Source organism: Pseudomonas sp. 2725 (assembly GCF_050434585.1).
In the GTDB taxonomy this organism is placed as follows: Bacteria; Pseudomonadota; Gammaproteobacteria; order Pseudomonadales; family Pseudomonadaceae; genus Aquipseudomonas; species Aquipseudomonas jessenii.
Genome location: NZ_JBNDIV010000009.1, coordinates 242,885 through 265,114, shown reverse-complemented (window position 1 = coordinate 265,114; position 22,230 = coordinate 242,885). Strand labels below are relative to the sequence as shown.

The following is a 22,230-nucleotide window of genomic DNA, read 5'->3' as shown; positions in this document are numbered from 1 at the left end:
CGATAAAGCCATCGTTTCAATCAGACTGGGCCTGCTGACTCTATGCGAATGCGCCTTATGTTACTGGGCGGCGGAAATGCCCTTGGGCAGGCGCTGATTCGCCTCGGTGCGGAGGAAGACATCGGTTTCCTCGCCCCCCGCCCGCCCGAAGACGGCTGGGATGCCGCGAGCCTGACACAACTGCTCGACGACACCCGTCCCGATGCATTGATCAACCTTGCCTACTACTTCGACTGGTTTCAGGCCGAGGCGGTGAGCGAATCGCGCCTGGCCGGCCAGGAGCGCGCGATCGAGCGTCTGGCGGAACTGTGCCAGCACCACAACATCGTCCTGCTGCAACCCTCCAGCTATCGCGTGTTCGACGGCTCCCGTGCCACCGCCTACAGCGAAAAAGACGAACCGGTGCCCCTGGGCCTGCGGGGTCAGGCGTTGTGGCGGATCGAGCAAAGCGTGCGCGCCACCTGCCCGCAACACGTGCTGCTGCGTTTCGGCTGGCTGCTGGACGACAGCCCGGACGGTGCCCTTGGCCGCTTCCTCGCCCGTGCCGAACAACCCGAAGAGCTGCTGATGGCCGACGACCGACGGGGCAATCCGACGCCGGTCGACGATGCCGCCCGCGTGATCATTTCAGTGCTCAAGCAACTCGATTGCGCCGCGCCGCTGTGGGGCACCTACCACTACGCCGGGCATGAGGCGACCACGCCGCTGGCGCTGGGGCAGGCGATTCTGACCGAAGCCCGAAGCCTGCATCCGCTGGCCATCGAAGCCCCGACCGCCCAGGCCCACGCCGCGCGTCCGGATGCCGCCGAAGAACCGCAACACGCGGTACTGGCCTGCAAAAAAATTCTGCACACCTTTGGAATCAAACCACGCGCCTGGCGTGCGGCGCTTCCCGGTCTACTGGACAGGTTCTATCGCCATGGCTGACGGCCCCGTTTTGATCACCGGTGGTGCCGGTTTCATTGGTTCACACCTGACTGACGCCCTGCTTGCCAAGGGCCATGCGGTGCGGATTCTCGATGACCTGTCCACCGGCAAGCACAGCAATCTGCCGCTGGACAATCCCAAGGTCGAACTGATCGTCGGTGACGTGGCCGATGCGGCTTTGGTTGCCCAGGCGATGGCTGGATGCAGCGCCGTGGCGCACCTGGCCGCCGTGGCTTCGGTGCAGGCCTCTGTGGACGATCCGGTGCGCACACACCAGAGCAACTTCATCGGCACGCTGAACGTCTGCGAAGCCATGCGCCAGACCGGGGTCAAACGCGTGCTGTTTGCCTCCAGTGCGGCGGTATATGGCAACAATGGCGAAGGTGAGTCGATCGACGAAGACACGCCCAAGGCGCCGTTGACGCCTTATGCGGTGGACAAGCTGGCCAGCGAGCAATACTTCGACTTCTACCATCGCCAGCATGGGCTGGAACCGGTGATTTTCCGCTTCTTCAACATCTACGGCCCGCGCCAGGATCCGTCCTCGCCATACTCCGGGGTGATCAGCATTTTCAGCGAGCGTGCACTGAAAGGCTTGCCGATCACGGTGTTCGGCGATGGCGAGCAGACCCGGGATTTTGTCTACGTCGAAGACCTGGTCGACTTGCTGGTGCAGGCCATCGAAATGCCCCAGGTCGAAGTCGGTGCGGTCAACGTTGGCTGGAACCAGGCGACGACCCTCAAGCAAATGCTCGAAGCGCTCGAAGCCGTGGTCGGCAATTTGCCACCGGTGAGCTACGGCCCGGCACGCTCCGGTGACATTCGTCATTCCCGGGCGAACAACCGGCGCCTGTTGGAACGCTTCACGACCTCGGAGCAGACACCGATGCGTGTGGGGCTGGCGCGGTTGCTGGGGCGATAGATCTCTTCCATGCGGACATGAAAAAGGCGCCTTTTTACAGGCGCCTTTTTCACGGCCGGAATTTACTTTCAGCTTGTGTAATTCCTGTGGCGAGGGGGCTGGCCCCCGTTCGACTGCGCAGCAGTCGCCGTCATTTTTAAGTCTGCTCACCACCAAGCCTCATTCACCACCACGTGAACGTTCTTTAGAATTTGTAACCCAGACCCACCATGTAGATGAACGGGTCTACATCGACGTCAACCCGTGCCCGGGTGCCTGGTGCGATCGAGTTGTTCTCGACGGTGGCGCGGGTATCGATGTCGATGTAGCGCACCTGGGCGTTGATCATGATGTTATCGGTCAGCATGTAGTCAGCACCGACCTGCCACGCCAGACCCCAGGAGTTTTCCGCCTTGAAGTTGCTGAAACCGGCGGACTGGGCCTGGCTGCCAACGTGTTCGTCGTAGATATAGGTGTAGTTGATGCCGCCGCCGACGTACGGCTGGAAGGCCGACTTCGGGTCCAGCGGGTAGTACACCAGGCTCAAGGTCGGTGGCAGGTGCTTGAGGGTGCCGAGTTTGCCGTTGGCCGCGCTCAGGGCCGTGCCCTTGAGTTTCACGTCATGCTCGAACGGTGTGGCCGCCAGCAGTTCGATACCCAGGTGGTTGGTGAGCATGTAGGCGAAGTTCAAGCCCAGTTGCGTGTCGCTGCTCATGGTCGCCTTGCCGCCCAGGTCGGCGCCCGCCAGCGGGCCTTGATCGACCTTGACGCTGGAGCTGTCGGCTTCCGGGTTGACGGTGATTGCACCGGCGCGAAGGAGGATGTCACCGGCTTCGAAGGCATTGGCGAGCGGGGCTGCGAGCGCAAGGGCAACCAGCGAAGCGCTGAGCATGGACTTGTTCATGGGGGCTCCAGAGGACGTTAAAAATGTTCGATGTCCAATGGTAAGCCGGCTAACTATTCGGTCTTTTGATGCAGCTCAATGAAAGTGGCAAGGACTGGAATTTGTGATGTTTCTGATGGCCTCATCGCGAGCAAGCTCGCTCCCACAGGAGGCATGTGATCCCCTGTGGGAGCGAGCTTGCTCGCGATGGCGGACTGACAGTCGACACAAAACGACCTGATTCACTCCGGCAGTTCATACAGATAAATCTTGTCCGCCTCCATCTGATACCCGGCATCCGCCAACTCGCTGGTGGACGCCTTGACCTGCAACGCGCCTTCGATCCAGTAAGGCTGATACAACTCATCCAGCTTCACGCCGACTTCGCTCTTGACGTGCACGATCTGGTTCGATGGCGGTGGCGGCACATGGATGCAGGCGCCGAAATACGGCACCAGCAGAAACTCCGTGGTACGGCCTTCCTCGCTCACTTCCAGCGGCACGATGTAACCCGGCAGGCGAATGTTCTGGCCGTCGAGGGTCTTGACCACCGGTGCGTTGGGCATGTCCTGCTTGGCTGCTGGCGCCGACTCTGCAGAGAGCGTGCTGCTCATCTGCGACAGATCATGCAACGGTGTCATGTTCGGCACTTCTTTCGGCGCGTCGGGCGGGATCATCTCCGACCAGGCCAGGTCTTTTGGCTGGGCCGCCCACAGGGGCAGGGCGACCAGTATCAACAGCGCAAGTACAGCGCGGGGCATTTTCAACGTCCTCATAAACGGATCGACAAGCCATCGGCCAGGGATTGGCGATAGGCGCGCCAGGCCGGCACGCTGCCCATCAGCAACGCGGCGATCAGGATGCCACCGAGCAGCGTCCATTCATACTCGCTCGGCCAGGACAGCGGCAGGAACAGGCCGTAGTTGGCTTGCACGTAACCTTGGGCCGCCGCGATGCACACATACAGCAACGTCACGCCGGCGATCACGCCCGACAGCGCCAGGGCAAAGGCTTCGAGTACCAACAGCGTCGCGATGTGCCAGGGGCGTGCGCCCACCGAGCGCAGGATCGCCATTTCCCGACGGCGCTCGTTGAGGCTGGTGAGAATCGCTGTGAGCATGCCGATCAACCCGGTCAGCACCACAAACAGCGAGACCACGAACAAGGCTTTTTCCGCAGTGCCCATCAGACTCCACAGCTCTTGCAACGCCACGCCTGGCAGGATCGCCAGCATCGGCTCGCCACGGAATTCGTTGATTTCCCGTTGCAGGGCAAAGGTCGAAATCTTGTTGTTGAGGCCGAGCATGAACGCGGTGATCGCTTGTGGCGTGAGGTCCATATTGCGCGCCTGATCAGCCGTGATGCGGCCCTCGCCCCGGGCCGGCACGCCGTTATGCCAGTCGATGTGAATCGCTTCCATGCCACCGAGGCTGATGTGCAGCGTGCGGTCCACCGGTGTGCCGGTGCGCTTGAGAATGCCGACCACCGTGAACGGTTTGTCGTCGTGCTTGACCAGGCTGATCGCCGCCACGCCGTGGGCCAGCACCAGTTTGTCACCGAGTTTGTAGTGCAGTGCATCGGCCACTTCGGCACCGAGCACCACTTCGAACGGGTCGGTTTCGAAGGCGCGGCCATCGCTCAGTTGTAGGTGTTGCTGGCGACCGTACTGGTAATGCTCGAAGTAGGCTTCGGTGGTGCCCATCACCCGGTAGCCGCGATGGGAGTCGCCGAGGGACATCGGGATCGCCCACTTCACTTTCGGGTTGCTGGCGAAGTGTTCGAAGCTGTCCCAGCGGATGTTGTTGGTGGCGTTGCCGATGCGGAACACCGAGTACAGCAACAGGTTCACCGAGCCCGAGCGGGCGCCGACGATCAGGTCGGTGCCGCTTATTGTGCTGGCGAAACTGGCCTTGGCTTCGGTGCGCACGCGCTCCACTGCCAGCAACAGGCACACCGACAGGGCGATGGCGAACGCCGTGAGGATCGCGGTGAAACGACGGTTAGCCAGGCTGGCCATGGCTAGACGAAACAGATACATCTCAGACCTCGGACGGGGTAGCGGCGCGATTGAGTTCGGCCAGCGAGAGGTTGTGGTCGAACAGCGGCGCCAGGCTTTGGTCGTGGCTGACGAACAACAGGCTCGAGCCGGCCTCGCGGCACTCGGCGAACAGCAGGCGAATGAAGTTCTCGCGGGCGTCGTAATCGAGGGCTGAGGTCGGTTCGTCGGCGATCACCAGTTCCGGTTGACCGATCAGTGCGCGGGCGGCGGCGACCCGTTGCTGCTGGCCGATGGACAACGAATCGGCGCGGCGACCGAGGATGTTTTCATCCTTCAACCCCAGATGGGCGAGCAGTGTGGCGGCGGCTTTGTCGACGCTGCCGTGACGTTGTTTCGCTCGTTCGGCGCGCAGTTTCGAGAAGTGGCAGGGCAGTTCGACGTTTTCACGCACCGACAGAAACGGCAGCAGGTTGAACTGCTGAAAGATGTAGCCGGTGTGATCGACACGGAAGTGGTCGCGGGCGCCGGCCGAGAGTTGCGTCAGCTCCTGGCCGAGCAGGCGGATGCTGCCGCGATCAGGCTTTTGCACGCCGCCGAGCAGACCGAGCAGGGTGGTCTTGCCGCTGCCGCTGGGGCCTTTGAGGAACAGGGTTTCGCCGCGCTCCAGGCGAAACGCCGGGATGTCCAGCAGCGGCGGGTGACCGGGCCAGCTGAAGCCCAGGTCGGACAGTTCGATGAGTGCTTGGGTCATGTGAAACCGGTCTGGTTGGTGGTGAACCCTTGTAGGAGCGAGCCTGCTCGCGAAAAACCTGAGAGCACCGAGGTGAATCAGGTTGCCCGCGTTATCGTTGGCGTCCATCGCGAGCAAGCTCGCTCCTACAGTGGGTCAGAATTTAAGGGCAGCAGCCTTGGCCGTCACTTCAACCCCTTGCTGCCCGCTCGGGCCGATCAGTTGTACCTGAATTTTTTGGGTGGCCGAGAAGCGGGTGAAAATATTCGCCAGGTCCAGTGACTTCAGTGCCGCTGGCGTGGCGCAAGTGAACTGATAGTGAGCGTGGATTTCGCTGTGATCATGGTGATGTTCGTGGCCGTCTTCGTCCTTGGCGTCTTCATCGTGATCATCGTCGGCATCGGGCTTGTCGCCGAACAGCGGGCTTTCCAGTTCCTGGTTCTCCACCACGCAACCGGCGGCTTTCGGCAGGTTGAACAGGGCCAGCGGTTGTTCGAGTTGCGCGCGGGCGGCGGCGACTTTGGCTTTGTCTGCGTCGCTGGTGGCGACGTGCTCGAAACCCACCAGGTTCATCGCCGGGCTTTCCAGTTCCAACTCCAGGGTCTTGCCGTCCAGCACCGCATTCAGGCGTCCCACGCCATGTTCGTGGGCACCCAGGCTGCCATGCTCATGATCGTGTTCGTCGGCGGCATGGGCGACAGCCAGCGGCAACATGGCAAACGGCAGGGCGAGAAGCAGACGACGCATGACGAGTCTCCGAAAAGTAAAATGAAGAAAATGTTATGTAATCTTATAACGTGATTGCGGAGAGTTTGACTGTCTGCTTGGCGTTGCACAAGTCCCATGGGAGCATGCCGGGAAGAAATGTGCGGGAGCAGACCTATGTTGCGAATTCGCGGAAGCATCGGCGACTGGCCGGTGGATTTGACCCTGGAGATGGACGACGCGGACTGGGCGCGACTAGGGGCGCAGTTGCAGGTGGAAAAAACCCCGGTCAGCGTGCCAGCGGCGAAACCGTTGAACCAGGATGATGCGCTGTGGCAGATCGCCCGGGAATTGCTGCGCAAGGCGGGGCAGCTCAGTGGCCCGGACCTGCTCGATCAACTCGAAGGCCTGACCGGCAGTGCAGCGGCGGGCAAACGGCTGCTGGTGCGCCTGCGCCACAGTTCGGACGTGAAGGTGGAAAGCGGCGGGGATACGCCGCTGTATCGCTGGTTGGTGTAGGAGTGAGCTTGCTCGCGATGGGCGTCAACGATAACGCGGGAAACCTGATTCACCTCGGTGCTCTCAGGTTTTTCGCGAGCAAGCTCGCTCCTACAGGGTCGATTTAGTACAGCGCAGCAAACAACTTGCGGCGGTACGTGCTGACCAACGGATGATCGTTGCCCAACAACTCGAACACCTGCAACAAGGTCTTGTGCGGCAAGCCTTCGCTGTAGCTGCGGTTGCGGGTGAACAACTTCAGCAATGCATCCAGCGCGGCGTCGTACTGCTGACGGGCCAGTTGCTGGATCGCCAGTTGATAGACCGCCTCATCGTCCAGCGGGTCTTTCGCCAGTCGGGCCTTCAGGTCGGCGGCATCCGGCAAGTCCCTGGCCAGACCGAGAAACTTGATCTGTGCCTTGGCGCCGGCCAGCGCGGCCTTGTGCTCATCGCTCTTGACCGCATCCAGCACGGTTTGCGCTTCGTCCAGTTCACCGCGCTCGGTCAGGCAGCGGGCGTACAGGATCAGTGCCTTGGCGTTGGTGTTGTCTTCACCCAGGATCACTTTGAGCTGCGCTTCGGCATCGGCGAAACGGCTGTCGTCGAACAGCGCCTGGGCCTGTTCGAACGGATCGGCGGCGGCCGGTGGCGGCATCTGCACATGGGGTTCGAGCAGGGTGCGCACGGCGGATTCCGGCTGGGCACCGGCAAAGCCATCGACAGGCTGGCCGTCCTTGAACAGCACCACGGTCGGCAGGCTGCGGATGCCAAAGCGGGCGACGATGTCTTGTTCGATGTCACAGTTGACCTTGGCCAGCAGCAACTCACCCTGATAGCTCTCGGCAATGCTCTGCAGCATCGGCATCAGCACTTTGCAGGGCGCGCACCATTCGGCCCAGAAGTCCACCAGCACTGGTTTGTGGAAAGAGTTCTCGATCACCGACTGGTCGAAATCGGCAGTCGTGGCGTCGAAGATGTACGGCGTTTCCTGACTCATGGGGGATCTCTTGGAAGCGTGAATGGGGCAACTATACGACTTGGTGGGGGCGCGCCGGAAGCGGGGTGGCCGTTAGAGATGTTTCGTCTGACAGGACGTCATCGCGAGCAAGCTCGCTCCCACAGGGGATTTGTGGACGACGCGGGTCCAGTGCAGGAGCGAGCTTGCTCGCGATGCTTTTAGCTAGCGCTGCGCGTGGTACAGGCTCACATGCCGAAACTCGTGGGGCTCGGCCAGATCCGGCAGGGTCATGGCTTCGAGCATTTCGATGCGCCGGTACAACGGATGACGGAAATCCCTGACGCGTGAGTCCGCCACCAGCGCCTCTCGGCCGCGACTGAGGAACTGGTCGAGCAGCGGCAGGTTGGCCCGGTCGTACAGCACATCCGCCACCAGGATCAGATCGAAGCGATCGGCCTCGGCGAAAAAGTCCGTCGAGTAATTGAGCTGTACGTTATTGAGCTCGGCATTGGCCCGACACGCGGCAATCGCCAGCGGGTCGAGGTCGCAGGCCAGTACTTCGATTGCCCCGGCCTTCGCCGCCGCAATCCCCGCCACCCCGGAGCCGGCACCGAAATCCAGTACCCGCTTGCCTTCGACCCAATGGGGGTTTTCGGCCAGATAGCGGGCCACGGCCAGGCCGCTGGCCCAGCAGAAACTCCAGTACGGCGGCTCATGCAGGATGCGCCGGGTCTCTTCCGGGCTGAAGGCGCGGTCCATGTTGTCGCCGTCGATCAGCCACAACTTCAGGTCGGTCCCTGGTAACTCACAGGCGACCAATTGCGCATCACCGAGCAGTTCACCCAACGCCTTTTGCAGGTCGAACGGTGCACTCATGGGGCTTTGACGAATTGCAGTTGGCCCAGGGCCTGGGTGGTCGGCTGGGTAATCAGTTGCGACGGCAGGTGCAGGATCAACTGCCCGGACTGACTGGCGCGGCCTCGCAGTTCAACGCGGGCCCCGGCCGGGAAGGATTCCGGATTGAAGCGCAGGTGAAACGGCAGAACCTGGTTGTTGCCGATCAGGCTGGAGCTGGCGAGCAATTGTTGCGGGCGGTCCTTATCGTCGATCACCAGCAATGCCAGTTCGACTTCAGCGCCAGCTGGAACGCCTTGCAAGGTGCCGCTCAGTTCACGCTGATGGGCGGGCAGAGGGCCGAGTGCGGCGGCCTCCCGGGCTTTCTTCTGCGCTTGCTGCGGCACCGGGCCAGGCGTTGGCGGCTGGGGCTTGGGTGCATCGCTGCTGCAGGCCACCAGCAGGCTGAAAACACTGAGCAAAATGAGCGGACGTAACGACATTGGTGGCTCCATAACGCTGAATTCCATGGATCAAGTGATCATCCCGTCTGTATACCGCAAACCCTATGGCTTGTCTTGCCACGGGGATGCGCTACCATGGCCCTCCCTTTTTTTGTTGCCTGCCACCATGCACTGTCCCTTCTGCGGTGCCAACGACACCAAGGTCATCGACTCGCGTCTGGTCGCCGAGGGCGAACAGGTGCGCCGCCGGCGTGAATGCCTGGCCTGCGGCGAGCGTTTCACGACGTTCGAGACGGCTGAACTGGTGTTGCCGCGCCTGATCAAAACCGACGGCAGTCGCCAGCCGTTCGACGAAGAAAAACTCCGCGCCGGCATGCAGCGCGCGCTGGAAAAGCGCCCGGTGAGTGTCGAGCGCCTCGAGTCGTCGCTGGTGCACATCAAACACAAACTGCGCGCCACCGGCGAACGCGAGGTCAAATCCCTCGTGGTCGGCGAACTGGTGATGGCCGAGCTGCAGAAGCTCGACGAAGTCGCCTACATCCGCTTCGCCTCGGTGTATCGCCGCTTCCAGGACCTCAACGAGTTCCGCGAAGAGATCGATCGCCTGGCCCGTGAACCGGTGAAAGAATGACCACTTGCGCCGAACAAGCCATCCTCGACGCCCATTTCATGGCCCGTGCCCTGGAACTGGCGCGCAAGGGGCATTACACGACGCACCCCAATCCGCGGGTCGGTTGCGTGATCGTGCAGGGCGGGCAGATTGTCGGCGAAGGCTGGCATGAGCGCGCCGGCGAGCCCCACGCTGAAGTCCACGCCCTGCGCGCGGCTGGTGAGCAGGCTCGTGGCGCCACCGCTTACGTGACGCTTGAACCTTGCAGCCATCACGGCCGTACGCCGCCCTGTGCCGATGCACTGGTCAATGCCGGTGTGGCCCGCGTGGTCGCGGCAATGCAGGACCCGAACCCGGAAGTCGCTGGTCGCGGTCTGCAACGCCTGACACAGGCCGGTATCGCCACCGAAAGCGGCGTGCTGGAAGGCGAGGCGCGCAAGCTTAATCAAGGCTTTCTGAAACGCATGGAACACGGCTTGCCGTTCGTGCGGGTCAAGTTGGCCATGAGCCTCGACGGGCGAACCGCCATGGAAAGCGGCGAAAGCCAGTGGATCACCGGCCCGGCGGCGCGCTCGGCAGTGCAGCGTCTGCGCGCGCAAGCCAGTGTGGTACTGACCGGTGCCGATACGGTGCTGGCGGACCACGCACGGTTGACCGTGCGTGCCGATGAGTTGGGGCTGGATGCAGAGCAAACAGCCTTGGCCATGAGCCGTCCGCCGCTGCGGGTGTTGGTCGACGGCCGCCTGCGGGTGCCGCTGGATGCACCGTTCTTCAAGGCAGGCCCGGCGCTGGTCGCCACCTGTGTGGCGGTTGAAGAGCAATATGCCAACGGTCCGGAGTGCCTGATCGTGCCGGGCTACGACGGTCAGGTCGATCTGCGTCAGCTATTGGTTGAACTCGCAACCCGTGGCGTCAACGAAGTGCTGGTCGAGGCCGGCCCGCGCCTGGCAGGTGCCTTTGCCCAACTCGGTCTGGTGGACGAGTTCCAGATTTTCATTGCCGGCAAGTTCCTGGGTTCCTCGGCGCGGCCGCTGCTGGACTGGCCGCTCGTGCAAATGAAGGATGCGCCCGAGCTCAAAATCATCGAAATTCGTGCCGTTGGCGATGACTGGCGAGTCATCGCCATTCCTTTGCCAGTAGCAAGCGTATAATTTCCGGCCATCGCGCAAGCTTTGGCTTTGTTCTCGAGGAGAACCTCATGTTTACCGGCATCATCGAATCCATCGGCAGTATTCGTGCATTGACCCCAAAGGGCGGTGATGTGCGGGTTCACGTCGAAACCGGCAAGCTCGACCTGAGCGATGTCAAACTGGGCGACAGCATCGCGGTCAACGGCGTGTGCCTGACTGCCGTTGAATTGCCGGGCAATGGCTTTGCGGCGGACGTCAGTCGCGAAACCCTCGACTGCACCGCCATGAACGACCTGAAAAGCGGCAGCCCGGTCAATCTGGAAAAAGCCCTGACCCCGACCACTCGCCTCGGCGGGCATCTGGTCAGCGGTCACGTCGACGGCGTGGGCGAAGTGGTTGCCCGTACCGAAAATGCGCGCGCCGTGGAATTCCGCATCCGCGCGCCAAAGGACCTGGCCAAATACATCGCCCATAAAGGCTCGATCACCGTCGACGGCACCAGCCTCACCGTGAACGCAGTCGATGGCGCCGAGTTCCTGCTGACCATCATTCCCCACACCCTGAGCGAAACCATCATGGCGTCGTACCAGCCAGGCCGCCGGGTGAACCTGGAAGTGGACTTGCTGGCCCGTTACCTGGAGCGTCTGCTGCTGGGCGACAAGGCCGCAGAGCCAACCTCCAGTAACATCACTGAAAGCTTTCTGGCCGCCAACGGCTACCTCAAATCCTGACCCAAGGGGGTGCCTTGTGGCGCTCAATAGCATCGAAGAACTGGTTGAAGACATCCGCCAAGGCAAGATGGTCATCCTCATGGATGACGAAGACCGCGAGAACGAAGGCGACCTGATCATGGCCGCCGAGTGCTGCAAGCCCGAGCACATCAACTTCATGGCCAAGCACGCCCGTGGCCTGATCTGCATGCCGATGAGCCGCGAGCGCTGCGAACTGCTCAAGCTGCCGTTGATGGCGCCGCGCAACGGGTCCGGTTTCGGCACCAAGTTCACCGTATCGATCGAAGCGGCCACCGGCGTGACCACCGGCATCTCCGCCGCCGACCGTGCGCGCACCGTGCAGGCCGCCGCCGCCCGTGATGCCAAGGCTGAAGACATCGTCAGCCCGGGCCACATCTTCCCGCTGATGGCCCAGGCCGGCGGCACCCTGGCCCGTGCCGGCCACACCGAAGCGGCGTGCGACCTGGCGCGCATGGCCGGTTACGAGCCTAGCGGGGTGATCTGCGAAGTGATGAACGACGACGGCACCATGTCCCGTCGCGCCGAGCTGGAAGCCTTTGCCGCCGAACACGACATCAAGATCGGCACCATCGCCGACCTGATTCACTACCGGATGATCCACGAACGTACCGTTCAGCGGATTGCCGAGCAGCCACTGGACAGCGAACTGGGCCAATTCAACCTGGTGACCTATCGTGATTCCGTGGAAGGCGATGTGCACATGGCACTGACCCTGGGCAACGTGTGTGCCGAAGAGCCGACCCTGGTTCGCGTGCACAACATGGACCCGCTGCGTGACCTGCTGATGGTCAAGCAACCGGGCCGCTGGAGCCTGCGCGCCGCCATGTCCGCGGTTGCCGAGGCCGGTAGCGGCGTGGTGCTGTTGCTCGGTCACCCGCTCGATGGCGACGTGTTGCTGGCGCATATCCGCGAAACCGCCGATCACGCAGCCGTGAAAAAACCGACCACCTACAGCACTGTCGGTGCCGGTTCGCAGATCCTGCGCGACCTTGGCGTACGCAAAATGCGCCTGATGTCGGCACCGATGAAATTTAATGCGATATCCGGTTTCGATCTGGAAGTTGTAGAATACGTGCCCTCCGAATAATGACCGGTTGTTCCCGGCCTTGAATTCGCGGCAAATAAATCACTGAGGGGCGCGTAGAAGACGCGTCCCGGCTCTTTAAGAGATCTAACGAATGACCCTGAAGACCATCGAAGGTACCTTCATCGCCCCTAAAGGCCGCTACGCTCTGGTAGTGGGCCGTTTCAACAGCTTCGTCGTTGAAAGCCTGGTCAGCGGTGCAGTTGATGCCCTGGTTCGCCACGGCGTGAGCGAAAGCGACATCACCATCATCCGCGCACCTGGCGCCTTCGAAATTCCGCTGGTTGCGCAGAAAGTCGCCCAGAAAGGCGAATTCGCGGCAATCATCGCCCTGGGCGCGGTCATTCGTGGCGGCACTCCGCACTTCGAATACGTGGCTGGCGAGTGCACCAAGGGCCTGGCCCAGGTGTCCATGGAGTTCGGCGTTCCGGTCGCTTTCGGCGTCCTGACCGTTGATTCCATCGAGCAAGCCATCGAACGTTCCGGCACCAAGGCCGGCAACAAAGGTGCTGAAGCTGCCCTGTCCGCTCTGGAAATGGTCAGCCTGCTGGCGCAGTTGGAGGCCAAGTGATTAGCGACGAAAGCGATCGTTTCAACCCGCGCGATCCAAAGCCTGCGGATGCCGGCAAGCCATCGAAAAGCGCCAAGCGCCGCGAAGCCCGTCAGCTCGCGACCCAGGCCCTGTACCAATGGCACATGGCCAAGCAGTCGCTGAACGAGATCGAAGCGCAGTTCCGGGTCGATAACGATTTCAGCGATGTCGACGGCGCGTACTTCCGCGAAATCCTGCACGGGGTTCCGCAGTTCAAGACCGAAATCGACACCGCGCTCACGCCATGCCTGGACTTGACCATCGAAGAGCTGGACCCGGTTGAACTGGCTGTTCTGCGCCTGTCGACCTGGGAACTGCTCAAGCGCGTCGACGTGCCGTACCGCGTTGTGATCAACGAGGGTATCGAACTGGCCAAGGTCTTCGGTTCCACCGACGGCCACAAGTTCGTCAACGGTGTGCTCGACAAGCTGGCCCCGCGTCTGCGTGAAGCTGAAGTGAAGGCGTTCAAGCGCTGATTGGCGTTTGGACAGTGTCCTGTCTCGCCGATACGTTCGTTTTTTAGCGAGTGGCTGGTGTTGCCAGACAAGGCGCCGCGACGAGTCATAGCGTGCTATGGCGAGGAGCGGCAACGCAGTATGGCGACACCAGACGCCGCTAAAAAATGAACAGTATTGGTGAGACAGGATACCTGATGGGCGAGTTTGAGCTGATCCGCAATTTCTTCGCCGCCGCGCCTTGTGCGCAGGGCGGCGAAGGCGTTGCCCTCGGGATTGGCGATGACTGCGCCTTGCTGGCTGTTCCCTCCGGGGAGCAGATGGCGATTTCTACCGATACGTTGGTGGCCGGCGTGCATTTCGCCGATCCCTGCGATCCGTTTCTGCTCGGTCAGCGCTCGCTGGCCGTGGCCGTCAGCGACCTGGCCGCCATGGGCGCCACCCCGATTGCCTTTACCCTTGCCCTGACCTTGCCGACGGTGACCGCCGATTGGCTGCAAGCCTATGCCCGTGGTTTGAACCAGATGGCGCAAAGCTGCGGCGTGGCGCTGGTGGGCGGTGACACGACCCGCGGGCCGCTGAGCCTGACCATGACCGTGTTCGGCCGCGTGCCGGCCGGTCAGGCGCTGACCCGCAGCGGTGCGCAACCGGGCGACCTGCTGTGTGTCGGCGGCAACCTGGGCAATGCCGCCGGTGCCTTGCCCTTGGTGCTCGGCCAGCGCACGGCCGAAGCGCGCATTGCCGAGTCGTTGCTGGCGCATTACTGGTCGCCGCAACCGCAGCTCGGTTTGGGTCAGGCGCTACGGGGCAAGGCCACTTCGGCGATGGATATCTCCGACGGCCTGCTTGCTGATTGCGGGCATATCGCGCTGGCGTCGAAGGTCGGTATCAAAGTCGAGCGGGATCGTTTGCCACTGTCGCAGAGCCTGGTCGACTTTCTTGGCCAATCGGACGCACAGGTTGCGGCCCTGAGCGGCGGCGACGACTACGTCCTGGCCTTCACCTTACCGTCCGTCGAGTTGCCGCTATTGCTGGCCGATGGCTGGCCGATCCATGTGATTGGTCAAGTGGTGACGGGGCAGGGCGTGAAGCTGCTGGACGCCGATGGCAAAGACATCACCCCGCAAACCCGGGGTTATCAACATTTTCGGGAGTCACCGTGACAGATCATCCCAAACAGGTCCCGGCGGAATTCGTACCGCCGTCGGTCTGGCGTAATCCATGGCATTTCCTGGCGTTCGGCTTCGGCTCGGGCACCTTGCCAAAGGCGCCCGGCACTTGGGGGTCGTTGGTTGCGCTGCCCTTTATTCCGTTGTGGCAGATGCTGCCCGACTGGGGTTACTGGCTGATGCTGGGCATCACCATGCTGTTTGGCTTCTGGCTGTGCGGCAAAGTGGCCGACGATTTGCGGGTACACGACCATGAAGGCATCGTCTGGGACGAAATGGTCGGGATGTGGATCACCCTGTGGCTGGTGCCGGAAGGCTGGCAGTGGTTGCTGGCGGGTTTCCTGATGTTCCGCTTCTTCGACATTCTCAAGCCATGGCCGATTCGCTGGATTGACCGGCACGTACATGGCGGCGTCGGCATCATGCTCGATGATGTCCTGGCCGGGGTGTTCGCCTGGTTGGCGATGCAGGGGCTGGTGTGGTTTTTCGCCTGACCGGGGATTTCCAGGCGTTGATCATGAGAGCTGTTTATCGGGGGAAGCGGGGGATGACTGTACGCGGATTGATGGTGATGGCGTTCGCGATGTTTTGCTCTTTTGTCCAGGCGGGAGGAGGGGGTGCTACGCCGCCGTCGGTGATTCATCTGGCCAGCGAAGAGTGGGAAGGCTACACCGCCGCTGACGGTCATGGACTGGGTTGGGACGTGCTACGGCAAGTGTTCGAGCCGGCGGGCGTCAAGGTCGACATCCGCACCGAGCCCTACGTACGCTCGCTGGGCCTGGCCGAACGTGGCGAGGTCGATGCCTGCGTCGGTTCCTATCGTGACGATTCTGAGGGTGTGCTCTATCCCCATTGGAACTTCGACACCGATCACATCTATGCCCTGGGCCTGACCAGCAGTCCGGTACCCACTCTGGAAACCCTGGGCAATTATCGACTGGCCTGGGTCCGCGGCTACGATTACCAGGATTACTTGCCCAATGTGCGCCACTTCGACGAAGTGCAGCGGCGTACCGGCATCGAGTTGATGCTGATCCACAATCGTGCCGACTTTTACATCGATGCCCTGACCGAAGTCGATGACGTCATCAAGCGCGCCAAGGATCCGTCCCAACTGCGGCGCACCCATATCGCCGAGTTGCCGCTGTACCTGTGCTTTGCCAAAACCCCGAAGGCGCGCGCGTTAATGGCCCTGTTCGACCAGCGCATGGAGCAACTGGTGAAAAGCGGCGAGTTGAAACCGATTTTTGAACGCTGGAAACAGCCTTATCCGTTTGATTCGAAGTGACACGGTTCTTACGGCTGACGATGTACCCATTGTGGGAGCGGGCTTGCTCGCGAAAGCGGTGTGTCATGCAGCAATGATGTCGACTGACACGACGCCTTCGCGAGCAAGCCCGCTCCCACATTGATTGTGGTGCGGCGTATATCAAACATTTTGATAGTTATCGCCGATAATTCAGCCTAAGCGTCCTCCGGAACCTGCTGTTACAATGCCGGCTCTGCGAATCTTCAGACTTTTAGATCAGGAGCACACCGGTGCCTGTCGTTTTTGTCGCCGCTTCCAAGCTGCCAACGCCTTTTGCGCAATTCACCATGCATGGCTTTCTCGATGAAGCCACCGGCCGCGAGCACGTTGTGCTGAGCCTGGGTGAATTCGACGACGGTGCCCCGGTACTCGGCCGGCTGCACTCCGAATGCCTGACGGGCGATGCCCTGTTCAGCCAGCGTTGCGACTGCGGCTCGCAACTGGAGGCCGCCTTGCAGGCCATCGCCCGCGAAGGTCGTGGCGTATTGCTCTACCTGCGTCAGGAAGGCCGGGGCATTGGTCTGCTGAACAAGATCCGCGCCTATGAGCTGCAGGACGGTGGCGCCGACACCGTTGAAGCCAACGAACGCCTGGGCTTTGCCGCCGACCAGCGTGACTACGCCATGTGCCTGCCGATGCTGGAGCACCTGGGCGTGAAGTCACTGCGCCTGATGACCAACAACCCGCGCAAGGTCAAAGCCTTGACCGACATGGGTATCGTGGTCGCCGAGCGCGTGCCGCTGCACACCGGCCACAACCCGCATAACCGACTCTACCTGGCGACCAAGGCCAGCAAGCTCGATCACATGATGGGCAATGAGCATCAGGGCGAGGTAGACCGGGCGTGACCCGCGGTCAGGTGCGGCGGCGACTGTCCGTCAACTGGTGGCAATACCTGGCACTGGCCTTGTTGCCCCTGTTTGTGATCAACGCGGTGTTCGGCCAGAGCGAAGCCATTCTGCCGGTGCTGGCGATGCCGTTGTTCATCGCCGGAGTTGCTTCGATGTTTGTCAGCCTGAAGTTTTTCGGCGCCTACAAACACGCACTGATCGCCACCCAGAAAGCCCTCGATACCCCTGAAGAACCTGCTGCCTGGATCAGTCTGGCGGCAAAGCGGCGCACGGCATTCCTGGCTGCCGGGCTACCGGCCTGGATCGCTGCCCTGGCGGTGTTCGTCGGTCTCGAAGCCGTGCCGCTGATGCTGCTGGCACTGTCGACCGCCGTGTTGTTCTACCTCTACCGTATTCCGCGTCAACTCGGTTGATGCGCGCGCTCTGGCTGGCGGTGTTGCTGCTGGCCGCCAGTGGCTCGGCCGTCGCGGTCGAACGGGTTGTCAGCCTCGCACCGTCGCTCTCTGAGATCGTCGTTGAACTGGGCTCCGCCGACCTCCTGGTCGGTGTGCTGGACGCCGGTGAGCGACCTGCCGAACTCAAGGACCTGCCCTCCGTTGGCCGCTATGGCCAGCTGGACATGGAGCGCTTGCTCAGCCTGAAGCCCGATCTGTTGCTGCTATGGCCCGGTAGTGTCGGCCCGGCCCAGCGTGACCAGCTCAAGCGACTGAATATTCCCACCTACGTCGCCGAACCCCGCAGCCTGGACCAGCTCACGGTGCAGATCGAAGCCATTGCTGCTCGGCTCGATCGGCCTGAACGCGGAATTTCATTGGCCAGCGATCTACGCCAGCGGCTGGATGAATTGCGCCAGCGCTATCGCCGGGACAAGCCGTTACGAGTGTTCTATCAGGTCTGGGATCGGCCGCTGTATACGGTTGGCGGCGAGCAGATCATCAGCGATGCGCTGGAGGCCTGCGGTGCGCAAAACGTGTTTGCCGACCTGAAGCTGCCGGCACCGCAAGTCAGTGTGGAGGCGGTGTTGCAGCGTAATCCCGAGGTGATTCTGGCCAGCGATCAGGCGCAGCTTGATGCGTGGAAAGCCTGGCCACAGGTGGCGGCGGTATCACAAGGACAATTGCGCCTGGTGACGGACAAGGGCCTTGAGCGGCCGAGTGGGCAGATGATCGAGGCAACGGCAAAGCTTTGTCATTTGATTGCGCCCTGTGGCGAGGGGGCTTGCCCCCGTTCGGGTGCGCAGCACCCGCAATCAGATTAATGCGATGTACCTGAGAAATAGGGGTGTAGGATTTTGGGGCTGCTTCGCAGCCCAACGGGGGCAAGCCCCCTCGCCACAAATGATCGAGTCTGGCTTTAGATCTCTGGTGTCCACGTCACCCCGAACATCCACGCCCGACCTTCCTCGCGATACCCATACTGGCTACCTTGGTAGCTGTACAGGGCCCGGCTGTAACCCTTGTCCAGCAGGTTATCGACCTTCAGCTCCAGCTGGATTTCACGATTGAGCTCCCAGCTGCTGCGCAACCCCAACAGGGCATAACCACCCAACGGCTGTTGATTGTTCAAGTCGTCATAGCTGCTGCTGACCGCTTGCCAGCTGGCGCCGAGGCCCAGGCGATCGAACTGTCGGTCCAGGTCCAGGCTCAAGGTGCGCCGCGCACGACGGGCCAGGGTGTGGCCCGTATCACGGTCGCGTGGGTCGATGATCGCCACGCCAAGGTTGCTCTGCCAGCCGAACAGTTCCTGCTTCAGCGCTGCTTCGAAGCCGTTGATCCGTGCCGAGGCGACGTTTTCGGGGCGTGAGTTGCTGCCGAAAATGATCGCGTCTTCAAGGTCGGTGCGATACAGCGACGTCTCCAGGCGACTGCTCTCGGTCAATTGGCTGCGCCATTGCAGCTCATAGCTCTTGGATGTTTCGGGTTTCAAATCCGGGTTGCTGAAATCCGGGTAATACAGATCATTGAACGTCGGCGCGCGGAAGCCTTCGCTATAGGTCAGCAGTACTTCGTTGTCCGGGTTCAGCGGCACGGTGAAGGTGCCGCTCCAGGTGTTCTGGCTGCCGAACTGCTGGTTATCGTCGTGACGCAGACCCAACTCCGTAGAGAAACTGTCGGCCTGAAAGCGATGCTGGATAAACACGGCGCGGTTCCAGCGGCTGTCTTCGTCGAACGCTGTGGTGCTGTTGATCCGGTCTTCGTACCAGTCGCCACCGAGCATCAGGCTGTTGCGCTCGTTGAGCGTCAGATCGTTCTGCCAGTTGACCGAGTCGCGGTAAGTATTGAAAACACTGCGCTCATCGCTGAGCTTGTCGAGGGTTGTCTCGCGGTTTTCGCTGTGACCGAGTTCGATGCGGGTTTTCCATACCTCATTGATCTGTGCATCAATGTAGCTGCTGGCGCTGCTCACATTGAAGTCGTTGTAGGGCTGCTGTTGATAGGACTTGTCCGTCACGTAATCGTAACGGCCGAACGGACTATCAAACTCGCTCTTGCCACGGTTATCCAGCACGTTGGCGCCGACTTCGACGTCTTCCGTCAGGGTGTGACTCAGGCTCAGGCTGAGGGATTTGTTGCGGTAGGCGTCGTGATCGCCATCACTGGGATACGACTCGTGGGTGCGATTGATTCCGGCGGTTTCATCGAGGCTGGCGCCAAGGTTGAAGCGGGTTCGCTCATCACCACCAGACAGGCCAAGGCTGCGCTCCCAAGTCTGATTACTGCCAAAACCGGTGTGCATGCGCGGTTGCAGGCCTTGTTGACCGCCGCGGCGGGTGAAGATCTGGATCACCCCGCCAATCGCATCGCTGCCGTAAATCACCGAGCGGGAGCCGCGCAGCACCTCCACGCGCTCGACCTGTTCGATATTGATGTGTTGCAGGTTGCTGTCGCCGGAGGTCGAACTGCCGATGCGTTGGCCATCCACCAGCACCAGGCTCTGGGCCGACTGGGTGCCGCGGATGTAGACCCCCGGAATGCTGCCGCGCCCGCCGGACTGCGAGACTTGCACACCCGGTACTCGACGCAACAGGTCAGTGACGCTATCGGGTTGCAGGCGATCGATGTCGTCGCGGGTGAACACGGTGCTGGCGGCGCTGCTGTCATTGCGCGCTTCGACCTGGCGGTTGGCGCTGATCAACACGTCGGGCAGCTTCAGGGCCTGGTCGCGTTCGAAGGTGTCGGCCAGCAATTGACCGGCCGGCAGCAGGGTCAGCGTCAGGGCGAAGGGAGAGAGTTTCATGGGTAGTCCGTTGGTGCTTTGAGGCGAATACAGTTTTGATAGGCGCTGAAAACCACTGTGGGAGCGAGCTTGCTCGCGATAGCGGTGTATCAGTCAGCATCTGAGTCGACTGACAGTCCGCCATCGCGAGCAAGCTCGCTCCCACAGGGTTTTGCGTTTAGATGTTCAGCAGTTGCAGGCGCTCGCGGATCGAAGCCTCGATCCCGGCTTCATCCAGCCCACACTCAGCCAGCATTTGCGCAGGCTTGGCGTGTTCGACGTAAATGTCCGGCAAGCCCAGGTGCAGCATCGACTTGAGGATGTTTTCGCGGGCGAGGAATTCGCTGACCGCGCCACCGGCACCGCCCATGATCGCGTTTTCTTCGACGGTGACCAGTAGCTCGTGGCTGCCAGCGATTTCGCGAACCAGTTCTTCATCCAGCGGCTTGACGAAACGCATGTCGACCACGGTCGCGTCCAGCGTCTCGGCGACTTTCAGGGCTTCGGCCAGTTGCACACCGAACACCAGCAGGGCGACTTTGCTGCCCTGGCGGCGGACTACGCCCTTGCCGATCTCGATCGGTTCGAGGTCTTTCTCGATGGTCGCGTTCGGGCCGTTGCCGCGTGGGTAACGCACCGCCGCCGGGCCTTCGTACAGGTGGCCGGTGGTGAGCATCTTGCGCAGCTCGTTTTCATCGCTCGGGGTCATCACCAGCATGCCGGGGATGCAGCGCAGGAACGACAAATCGAAGCTGCCGGCGTGGGTCGGGCCGTCTTCGCCGACCAGGCCTGCGCGGTCGATGGCGAACAGCACGTCGAGGTTCTGCACCGCGACGTCATGCACCAACTGGTCGTAGCCGCGTTGCAGGAAGGTCGAGTAGATGGCCACCACGGGTTTGGCGCCTTCGCAGGCCATGCCGGCCGCGAGAGTGACGGCGTGCTGCTCGGCAATGGCGACGTCGAAGTAGCGCAGCGGGAAGCGTTCGCTGAAAGCGACCAGGTCCGAGCCTTCCTTCATCGCCGGGGTAATCCCGACCAGACGCGGATCGGCCGCCGCCATATCGCACAGCCACTCGCCGAACACACCGGAGTACTTGGGCCCGCTGGCCTTTTTCGGCGCGGCGGCCGGGGCGTCCAGCGGTTCGAGTTTGGTGATGGCGTGGTAACCGATCGGGTCGACTTCCGCCGGAGCGAAGCCTTTGCCTTTCTTGGTGACGACGTGCAGGAACTGCGGGCCTTTCAGATCGCGCATGTTGCGCAGGGTGGCGATCAGGGTCGGCAGGTCGTGGCCATCGATGGGGCCGATGTAGTTCCAGCCCAGTTCTTCGAACAGCGTGCCGGGAACCAGCATGCCTTTGGCATATTCTTCGGTCCGGCGAGCGATTTCCCAGGCACCGGGCAGGCGCGACAGCACTTTCTTGCTGCCTTCGCGCATGCTCGCGTAGGTGCGGCTGGAAAGGATCTTCGCCAGGTAGTTCGACAAGCCACCGACGTTGCGCGAGATCGACATGTCGTTGTCATTGAGGATCACCAGCATGTTGGCGTCCACTTCCGGCGCATGGTTCAGCGCCTCGAACGCCATGCCCGCGGTCAACGCGCCGTCGCCGATCACCGCGATCGCCTTGCGCTCGCTGTTTTGCAGGCGGGCGGCAATCGCCATGCCCAGCGCGGCACTGATCGAGGTGCTGGAGTGGCCGACGCCAAAGGTGTCGTACTCGCTCTCGGAGCGGCGCGGGAAGGCGGCGACGCCGTCCTTCTGGCGCAGGGTGCCCATGCGCTCGCGACGACCGGTGAGGATCTTGTGTGGATAAGCCTGATGACCCACGTCCCACACCAGCCGGTCGTCCGGGGTATCGAAGACGTAATGCAGCGCGATGGTCAGCTCGATCACGCCCAGGCCGGCACCGAAATGTCCACCGGTCTGGCCGACCGTGTAGAGCAATTCCAGGCGCAACTCATCGGCCAGGGTTTCCAGCTCGGCTTCGCCTAACCGGCGCAGGCCGTCCGGCGTGTTCGCGCGGTCGAGCAGGGGCGTGGTCGGGCGCTTGCGGGGAATCTCATGAAACGTCGTGGGCATCAGGCGAATCGTTATAGGTATAAAAGATGCGGCAGTTTACCTGATGCATCGTCCCCTGCCCACGCGTTGGTCTTTTTTGGCGGATT

At 61.9% G+C, this 22,230-nt stretch carries 25 protein-coding genes; 15 read left to right on the top strand and 10 right to left on the bottom strand.

Annotated elements, in window-relative coordinates; genetic code table 11:
- Positions 1-42 precede the first annotated feature (42 nt).
- Together ABIE16_RS25045 and ABIE16_RS25040 are read left to right on the top strand one after the other, a co-directional pair.
- Positions 43-927, top strand: a complete 885-nt coding sequence (locus ABIE16_RS25045; protein WP_008053852.1) for a sugar nucleotide-binding protein — start codon at positions 43-45, stop codon at positions 925-927.
- Positions 920-1,849: an NAD-dependent epimerase/dehydratase family protein gene (locus ABIE16_RS25040; protein WP_340314791.1), complete on the top strand. Its 930-nt coding sequence runs from the start codon at positions 920-922 to the stop codon at positions 1,847-1,849. Before ABIE16_RS25045 ends, ABIE16_RS25040 begins: the two co-directional genes overlap by 8 nt.
- A 184-nt stretch (positions 1,850-2,033) precedes the next feature.
- Here the strand turns inward: ABIE16_RS25040 and ABIE16_RS25035 are convergent, their stop codons facing one another.
- The 5 genes from ABIE16_RS25035 to ABIE16_RS25015 all read right to left on the bottom strand — a co-directional run bounded on the left by ABIE16_RS25035 (position 2,034) and on the right by ABIE16_RS25015 (position 6,187).
- Complete coding sequence (locus ABIE16_RS25035; RefSeq protein ID WP_090451676.1) at positions 2,034-2,732, bottom strand: OmpW/AlkL family protein; 699 nt, start codon at positions 2,730-2,732, stop codon at positions 2,034-2,036.
- Between the two features lie 221 nt (positions 2,733-2,953).
- Positions 2,954-3,472, bottom strand: coding sequence for a DUF3299 domain-containing protein (locus tag ABIE16_RS25030; RefSeq protein WP_429522158.1), 519 nt, complete (start codon positions 3,470-3,472; stop codon positions 2,954-2,956).
- Between the two features lie 11 nt (positions 3,473-3,483).
- Positions 3,484-4,749: an ABC transporter permease gene (locus tag ABIE16_RS25025; RefSeq protein ID WP_429522157.1), complete on the bottom strand. Its 1,266-nt coding sequence runs from the start codon at positions 4,747-4,749 to the stop codon at positions 3,484-3,486.
- A gap of 1 nt (position 4,750) precedes the next feature.
- Complete coding sequence (locus ABIE16_RS25020) at positions 4,751-5,461, bottom strand: ABC transporter ATP-binding protein (protein WP_057713120.1); 711 nt, start codon at positions 5,459-5,461, stop codon at positions 4,751-4,753.
- 135 nt (positions 5,462-5,596) lie between these two features.
- Positions 5,597-6,187, bottom strand: a complete 591-nt coding sequence (locus ABIE16_RS25015) for a DUF2796 domain-containing protein (protein WP_218497932.1) — start codon at positions 6,185-6,187, stop codon at positions 5,597-5,599.
- A 135-nt stretch (positions 6,188-6,322) separates the two neighbouring features.
- On the opposite strand from ABIE16_RS25015, the gene ABIE16_RS25010 reads away from it, so the two are divergent.
- Positions 6,323-6,664, top strand: coding sequence for a hypothetical protein (locus ABIE16_RS25010; RefSeq protein WP_218497933.1), 342 nt, complete (start codon positions 6,323-6,325; stop codon positions 6,662-6,664).
- Between the two features lie 103 nt (positions 6,665-6,767).
- Here the strand turns inward: ABIE16_RS25010 and trxA are convergent, their stop codons facing one another.
- From trxA to ABIE16_RS24995, 3 genes are all read right to left on the bottom strand, one after another.
- Positions 6,768-7,640: a thioredoxin gene (gene trxA, locus ABIE16_RS25005; protein WP_429522156.1), complete on the bottom strand. Its 873-nt coding sequence runs from the start codon at positions 7,638-7,640 to the stop codon at positions 6,768-6,770.
- A 183-nt stretch (positions 7,641-7,823) separates the two neighbouring features.
- On the bottom strand, positions 7,824-8,477 hold the full coding sequence (locus tag ABIE16_RS25000) for a class I SAM-dependent methyltransferase (RefSeq protein WP_429522155.1): 654 nt from the start codon (positions 8,475-8,477) through the stop codon (positions 7,824-7,826).
- Positions 8,474-8,938 (bottom strand): YbaY family lipoprotein, encoded by a 465-nt coding sequence (locus ABIE16_RS24995; RefSeq protein ID WP_057713125.1) that lies wholly within the window; start codon positions 8,936-8,938, stop codon positions 8,474-8,476. The genes ABIE16_RS25000 and ABIE16_RS24995 overlap by 4 nt, the downstream gene beginning before the upstream one ends.
- Before the next feature lie 127 nt (positions 8,939-9,065).
- On the opposite strand from ABIE16_RS24995, the gene nrdR reads away from it, so the two are divergent.
- From nrdR to ABIE16_RS24935, 12 genes are all read left to right on the top strand, one after another.
- Entirely contained in the window at positions 9,066-9,530 is a 465-nt protein-coding gene (gene nrdR, locus ABIE16_RS24990) for a transcriptional regulator NrdR (RefSeq protein WP_003228656.1), read from the top strand.
- Positions 9,527-10,660 carry a bifunctional diaminohydroxyphosphoribosylaminopyrimidine deaminase/5-amino-6-(5-phosphoribosylamino)uracil reductase RibD gene (gene ribD / locus ABIE16_RS24985; RefSeq protein ID WP_429522154.1) on the top strand — a complete coding sequence of 378 codons (1,134 nt, stop codon included), beginning with the start codon at positions 9,527-9,529 and terminating at the stop codon, positions 10,658-10,660. Before nrdR ends, ribD begins: the two co-directional genes overlap by 4 nt.
- 47 nt (positions 10,661-10,707) lie before the next feature.
- Positions 10,708-11,370: a riboflavin synthase gene (locus ABIE16_RS24980; protein ID WP_007906836.1), complete on the top strand. Its 663-nt coding sequence runs from the start codon at positions 10,708-10,710 to the stop codon at positions 11,368-11,370.
- Positions 11,371-11,386: 16 nt separating this feature from the next.
- Positions 11,387-12,478: a bifunctional 3,4-dihydroxy-2-butanone-4-phosphate synthase/GTP cyclohydrolase II gene (gene ribBA, locus ABIE16_RS24975; protein WP_090451662.1), complete on the top strand. Its 1,092-nt coding sequence runs from the start codon at positions 11,387-11,389 to the stop codon at positions 12,476-12,478.
- Between the two features lie 91 nt (positions 12,479-12,569).
- A complete protein-coding gene (ribH, locus tag ABIE16_RS24970; RefSeq protein WP_003228649.1) occupies positions 12,570-13,046 on the top strand; it encodes a 6,7-dimethyl-8-ribityllumazine synthase in 477 nt (158 codons plus the stop codon).
- Positions 13,043-13,543: a transcription antitermination factor NusB gene (nusB, locus tag ABIE16_RS24965; protein ID WP_057713127.1), complete on the top strand. Its 501-nt coding sequence runs from the start codon at positions 13,043-13,045 to the stop codon at positions 13,541-13,543. Before ribH ends, nusB begins: the two co-directional genes overlap by 4 nt.
- Positions 13,544-13,719: 176 nt before the next feature.
- On the top strand, positions 13,720-14,685 hold the full coding sequence (thiL, locus tag ABIE16_RS24960; protein WP_429522153.1) for a thiamine-phosphate kinase: 966 nt from the start codon (positions 13,720-13,722) through the stop codon (positions 14,683-14,685).
- Positions 14,682-15,185, top strand: a complete 504-nt coding sequence (locus ABIE16_RS24955; protein WP_007970166.1) for a phosphatidylglycerophosphatase A family protein — start codon at positions 14,682-14,684, stop codon at positions 15,183-15,185. Before thiL ends, ABIE16_RS24955 begins: the two co-directional genes overlap by 4 nt.
- A 53-nt stretch (positions 15,186-15,238) precedes the next feature.
- Positions 15,239-15,979 carry a substrate-binding periplasmic protein gene (locus ABIE16_RS24950; protein WP_429522152.1) on the top strand — a complete coding sequence of 247 codons (741 nt, stop codon included), beginning with the start codon at positions 15,239-15,241 and terminating at the stop codon, positions 15,977-15,979.
- Between the two features lie 251 nt (positions 15,980-16,230).
- The gene (gene ribA, locus ABIE16_RS24945; RefSeq protein WP_008053837.1) at positions 16,231-16,848 is read left to right on the top strand and encodes a GTP cyclohydrolase II; all 618 of its coding nucleotides are present in this window, start codon (positions 16,231-16,233) and stop codon (positions 16,846-16,848) included.
- Positions 16,845-17,264: a hypothetical protein gene (locus tag ABIE16_RS24940; RefSeq protein WP_057713130.1), complete on the top strand. Its 420-nt coding sequence runs from the start codon at positions 16,845-16,847 to the stop codon at positions 17,262-17,264. The genes ribA and ABIE16_RS24940 overlap by 4 nt, the downstream gene beginning before the upstream one ends.
- Complete coding sequence (locus tag ABIE16_RS24935) at positions 17,264-18,109, top strand: cobalamin-binding protein (RefSeq protein WP_429522151.1); 846 nt, start codon at positions 17,264-17,266, stop codon at positions 18,107-18,109. The genes ABIE16_RS24940 and ABIE16_RS24935 overlap by 1 nt, the downstream gene beginning before the upstream one ends.
- Positions 18,110-18,204: 95 nt before the next feature.
- Here the strand turns inward: ABIE16_RS24935 and ABIE16_RS24930 are convergent, their stop codons facing one another.
- Positions 18,205-20,088 carry a TonB-dependent receptor domain-containing protein gene (locus ABIE16_RS24930; RefSeq protein ID WP_429522150.1) on the bottom strand — a complete coding sequence of 628 codons (1,884 nt, stop codon included), beginning with the start codon at positions 20,086-20,088 and terminating at the stop codon, positions 18,205-18,207.
- A gap of 157 nt (positions 20,089-20,245) precedes the next feature.
- Positions 20,246-22,144 carry a 1-deoxy-D-xylulose-5-phosphate synthase gene (gene dxs, locus ABIE16_RS24925; protein WP_057713133.1) on the bottom strand — a complete coding sequence of 633 codons (1,899 nt, stop codon included), beginning with the start codon at positions 22,142-22,144 and terminating at the stop codon, positions 20,246-20,248.
- Positions 22,145-22,230: the final 86 nt, after the last annotated feature.

Excerpts from the sequence above, each read along its gene's own strand:
- ABIE16_RS25045 (WP_008053852.1), top strand. The coding sequence starts at position 43 with ATGCGAATGCGCCTTATGTTACTGGGCGGCGGAAATGCCCTTGGGCAG.
- ABIE16_RS25040 (WP_340314791.1), top strand. The coding sequence starts at position 920 with ATGGCTGACGGCCCCGTTTTGATCACCGGTGGTGCCGGTTTCATTGGT.
- ABIE16_RS25035 (WP_090451676.1), bottom strand. The coding sequence starts at position 2,732 with ATGAACAAGTCCATGCTCAGCGCTTCGCTGGTTGCCCTTGCGCTCGCA.
- ABIE16_RS25030 (WP_429522158.1), bottom strand. The coding sequence starts at position 3,472 with ATGCCCCGCGCTGTACTTGCGCTGTTGATACTGGTCGCCCTGCCCCTG.
- ABIE16_RS25025 (WP_429522157.1), bottom strand. The coding sequence starts at position 4,749 with ATGTATCTGTTTCGTCTAGCCATGGCCAGCCTGGCTAACCGTCGTTTC.
- ABIE16_RS25020 (WP_057713120.1), bottom strand. The coding sequence starts at position 5,461 with ATGACCCAAGCACTCATCGAACTGTCCGACCTGGGCTTCAGCTGGCCC.
- ABIE16_RS25015 (WP_218497932.1), bottom strand. The coding sequence starts at position 6,187 with ATGCGTCGTCTGCTTCTCGCCCTGCCGTTTGCCATGTTGCCGCTGGCT.
- ABIE16_RS25010 (WP_218497933.1), top strand. The coding sequence starts at position 6,323 with ATGTTGCGAATTCGCGGAAGCATCGGCGACTGGCCGGTGGATTTGACC.
- trxA (WP_429522156.1), bottom strand. The coding sequence starts at position 7,640 with ATGAGTCAGGAAACGCCGTACATCTTCGACGCCACGACTGCCGATTTC.
- ABIE16_RS25000 (WP_429522155.1), bottom strand. The coding sequence starts at position 8,477 with ATGAGTGCACCGTTCGACCTGCAAAAGGCGTTGGGTGAACTGCTCGGT.
- ABIE16_RS24995 (WP_057713125.1), bottom strand. The coding sequence starts at position 8,938 with ATGTCGTTACGTCCGCTCATTTTGCTCAGTGTTTTCAGCCTGCTGGTG.
- nrdR (WP_003228656.1), top strand. The coding sequence starts at position 9,066 with ATGCACTGTCCCTTCTGCGGTGCCAACGACACCAAGGTCATCGACTCG.
- ribD (WP_429522154.1), top strand. The coding sequence starts at position 9,527 with ATGACCACTTGCGCCGAACAAGCCATCCTCGACGCCCATTTCATGGCC.
- ABIE16_RS24980 (WP_007906836.1), top strand. The coding sequence starts at position 10,708 with ATGTTTACCGGCATCATCGAATCCATCGGCAGTATTCGTGCATTGACC.
- ribH (WP_003228649.1), top strand. The coding sequence starts at position 12,570 with ATGACCCTGAAGACCATCGAAGGTACCTTCATCGCCCCTAAAGGCCGC.
- thiL (WP_429522153.1), top strand. The coding sequence starts at position 13,720 with ATGGGCGAGTTTGAGCTGATCCGCAATTTCTTCGCCGCCGCGCCTTGT.
- ABIE16_RS24950 (WP_429522152.1), top strand. The coding sequence starts at position 15,239 with ATGACTGTACGCGGATTGATGGTGATGGCGTTCGCGATGTTTTGCTCT.
- ABIE16_RS24935 (WP_429522151.1), top strand. The coding sequence starts at position 17,264 with ATGCGCGCGCTCTGGCTGGCGGTGTTGCTGCTGGCCGCCAGTGGCTCG.
- ABIE16_RS24930 (WP_429522150.1), bottom strand. The coding sequence starts at position 20,088 with ATGAAACTCTCTCCCTTCGCCCTGACGCTGACCCTGCTGCCGGCCGGT.
- dxs (WP_057713133.1), bottom strand. The coding sequence starts at position 22,144 with ATGCCCACGACGTTTCATGAGATTCCCCGCAAGCGCCCGACCACGCCC.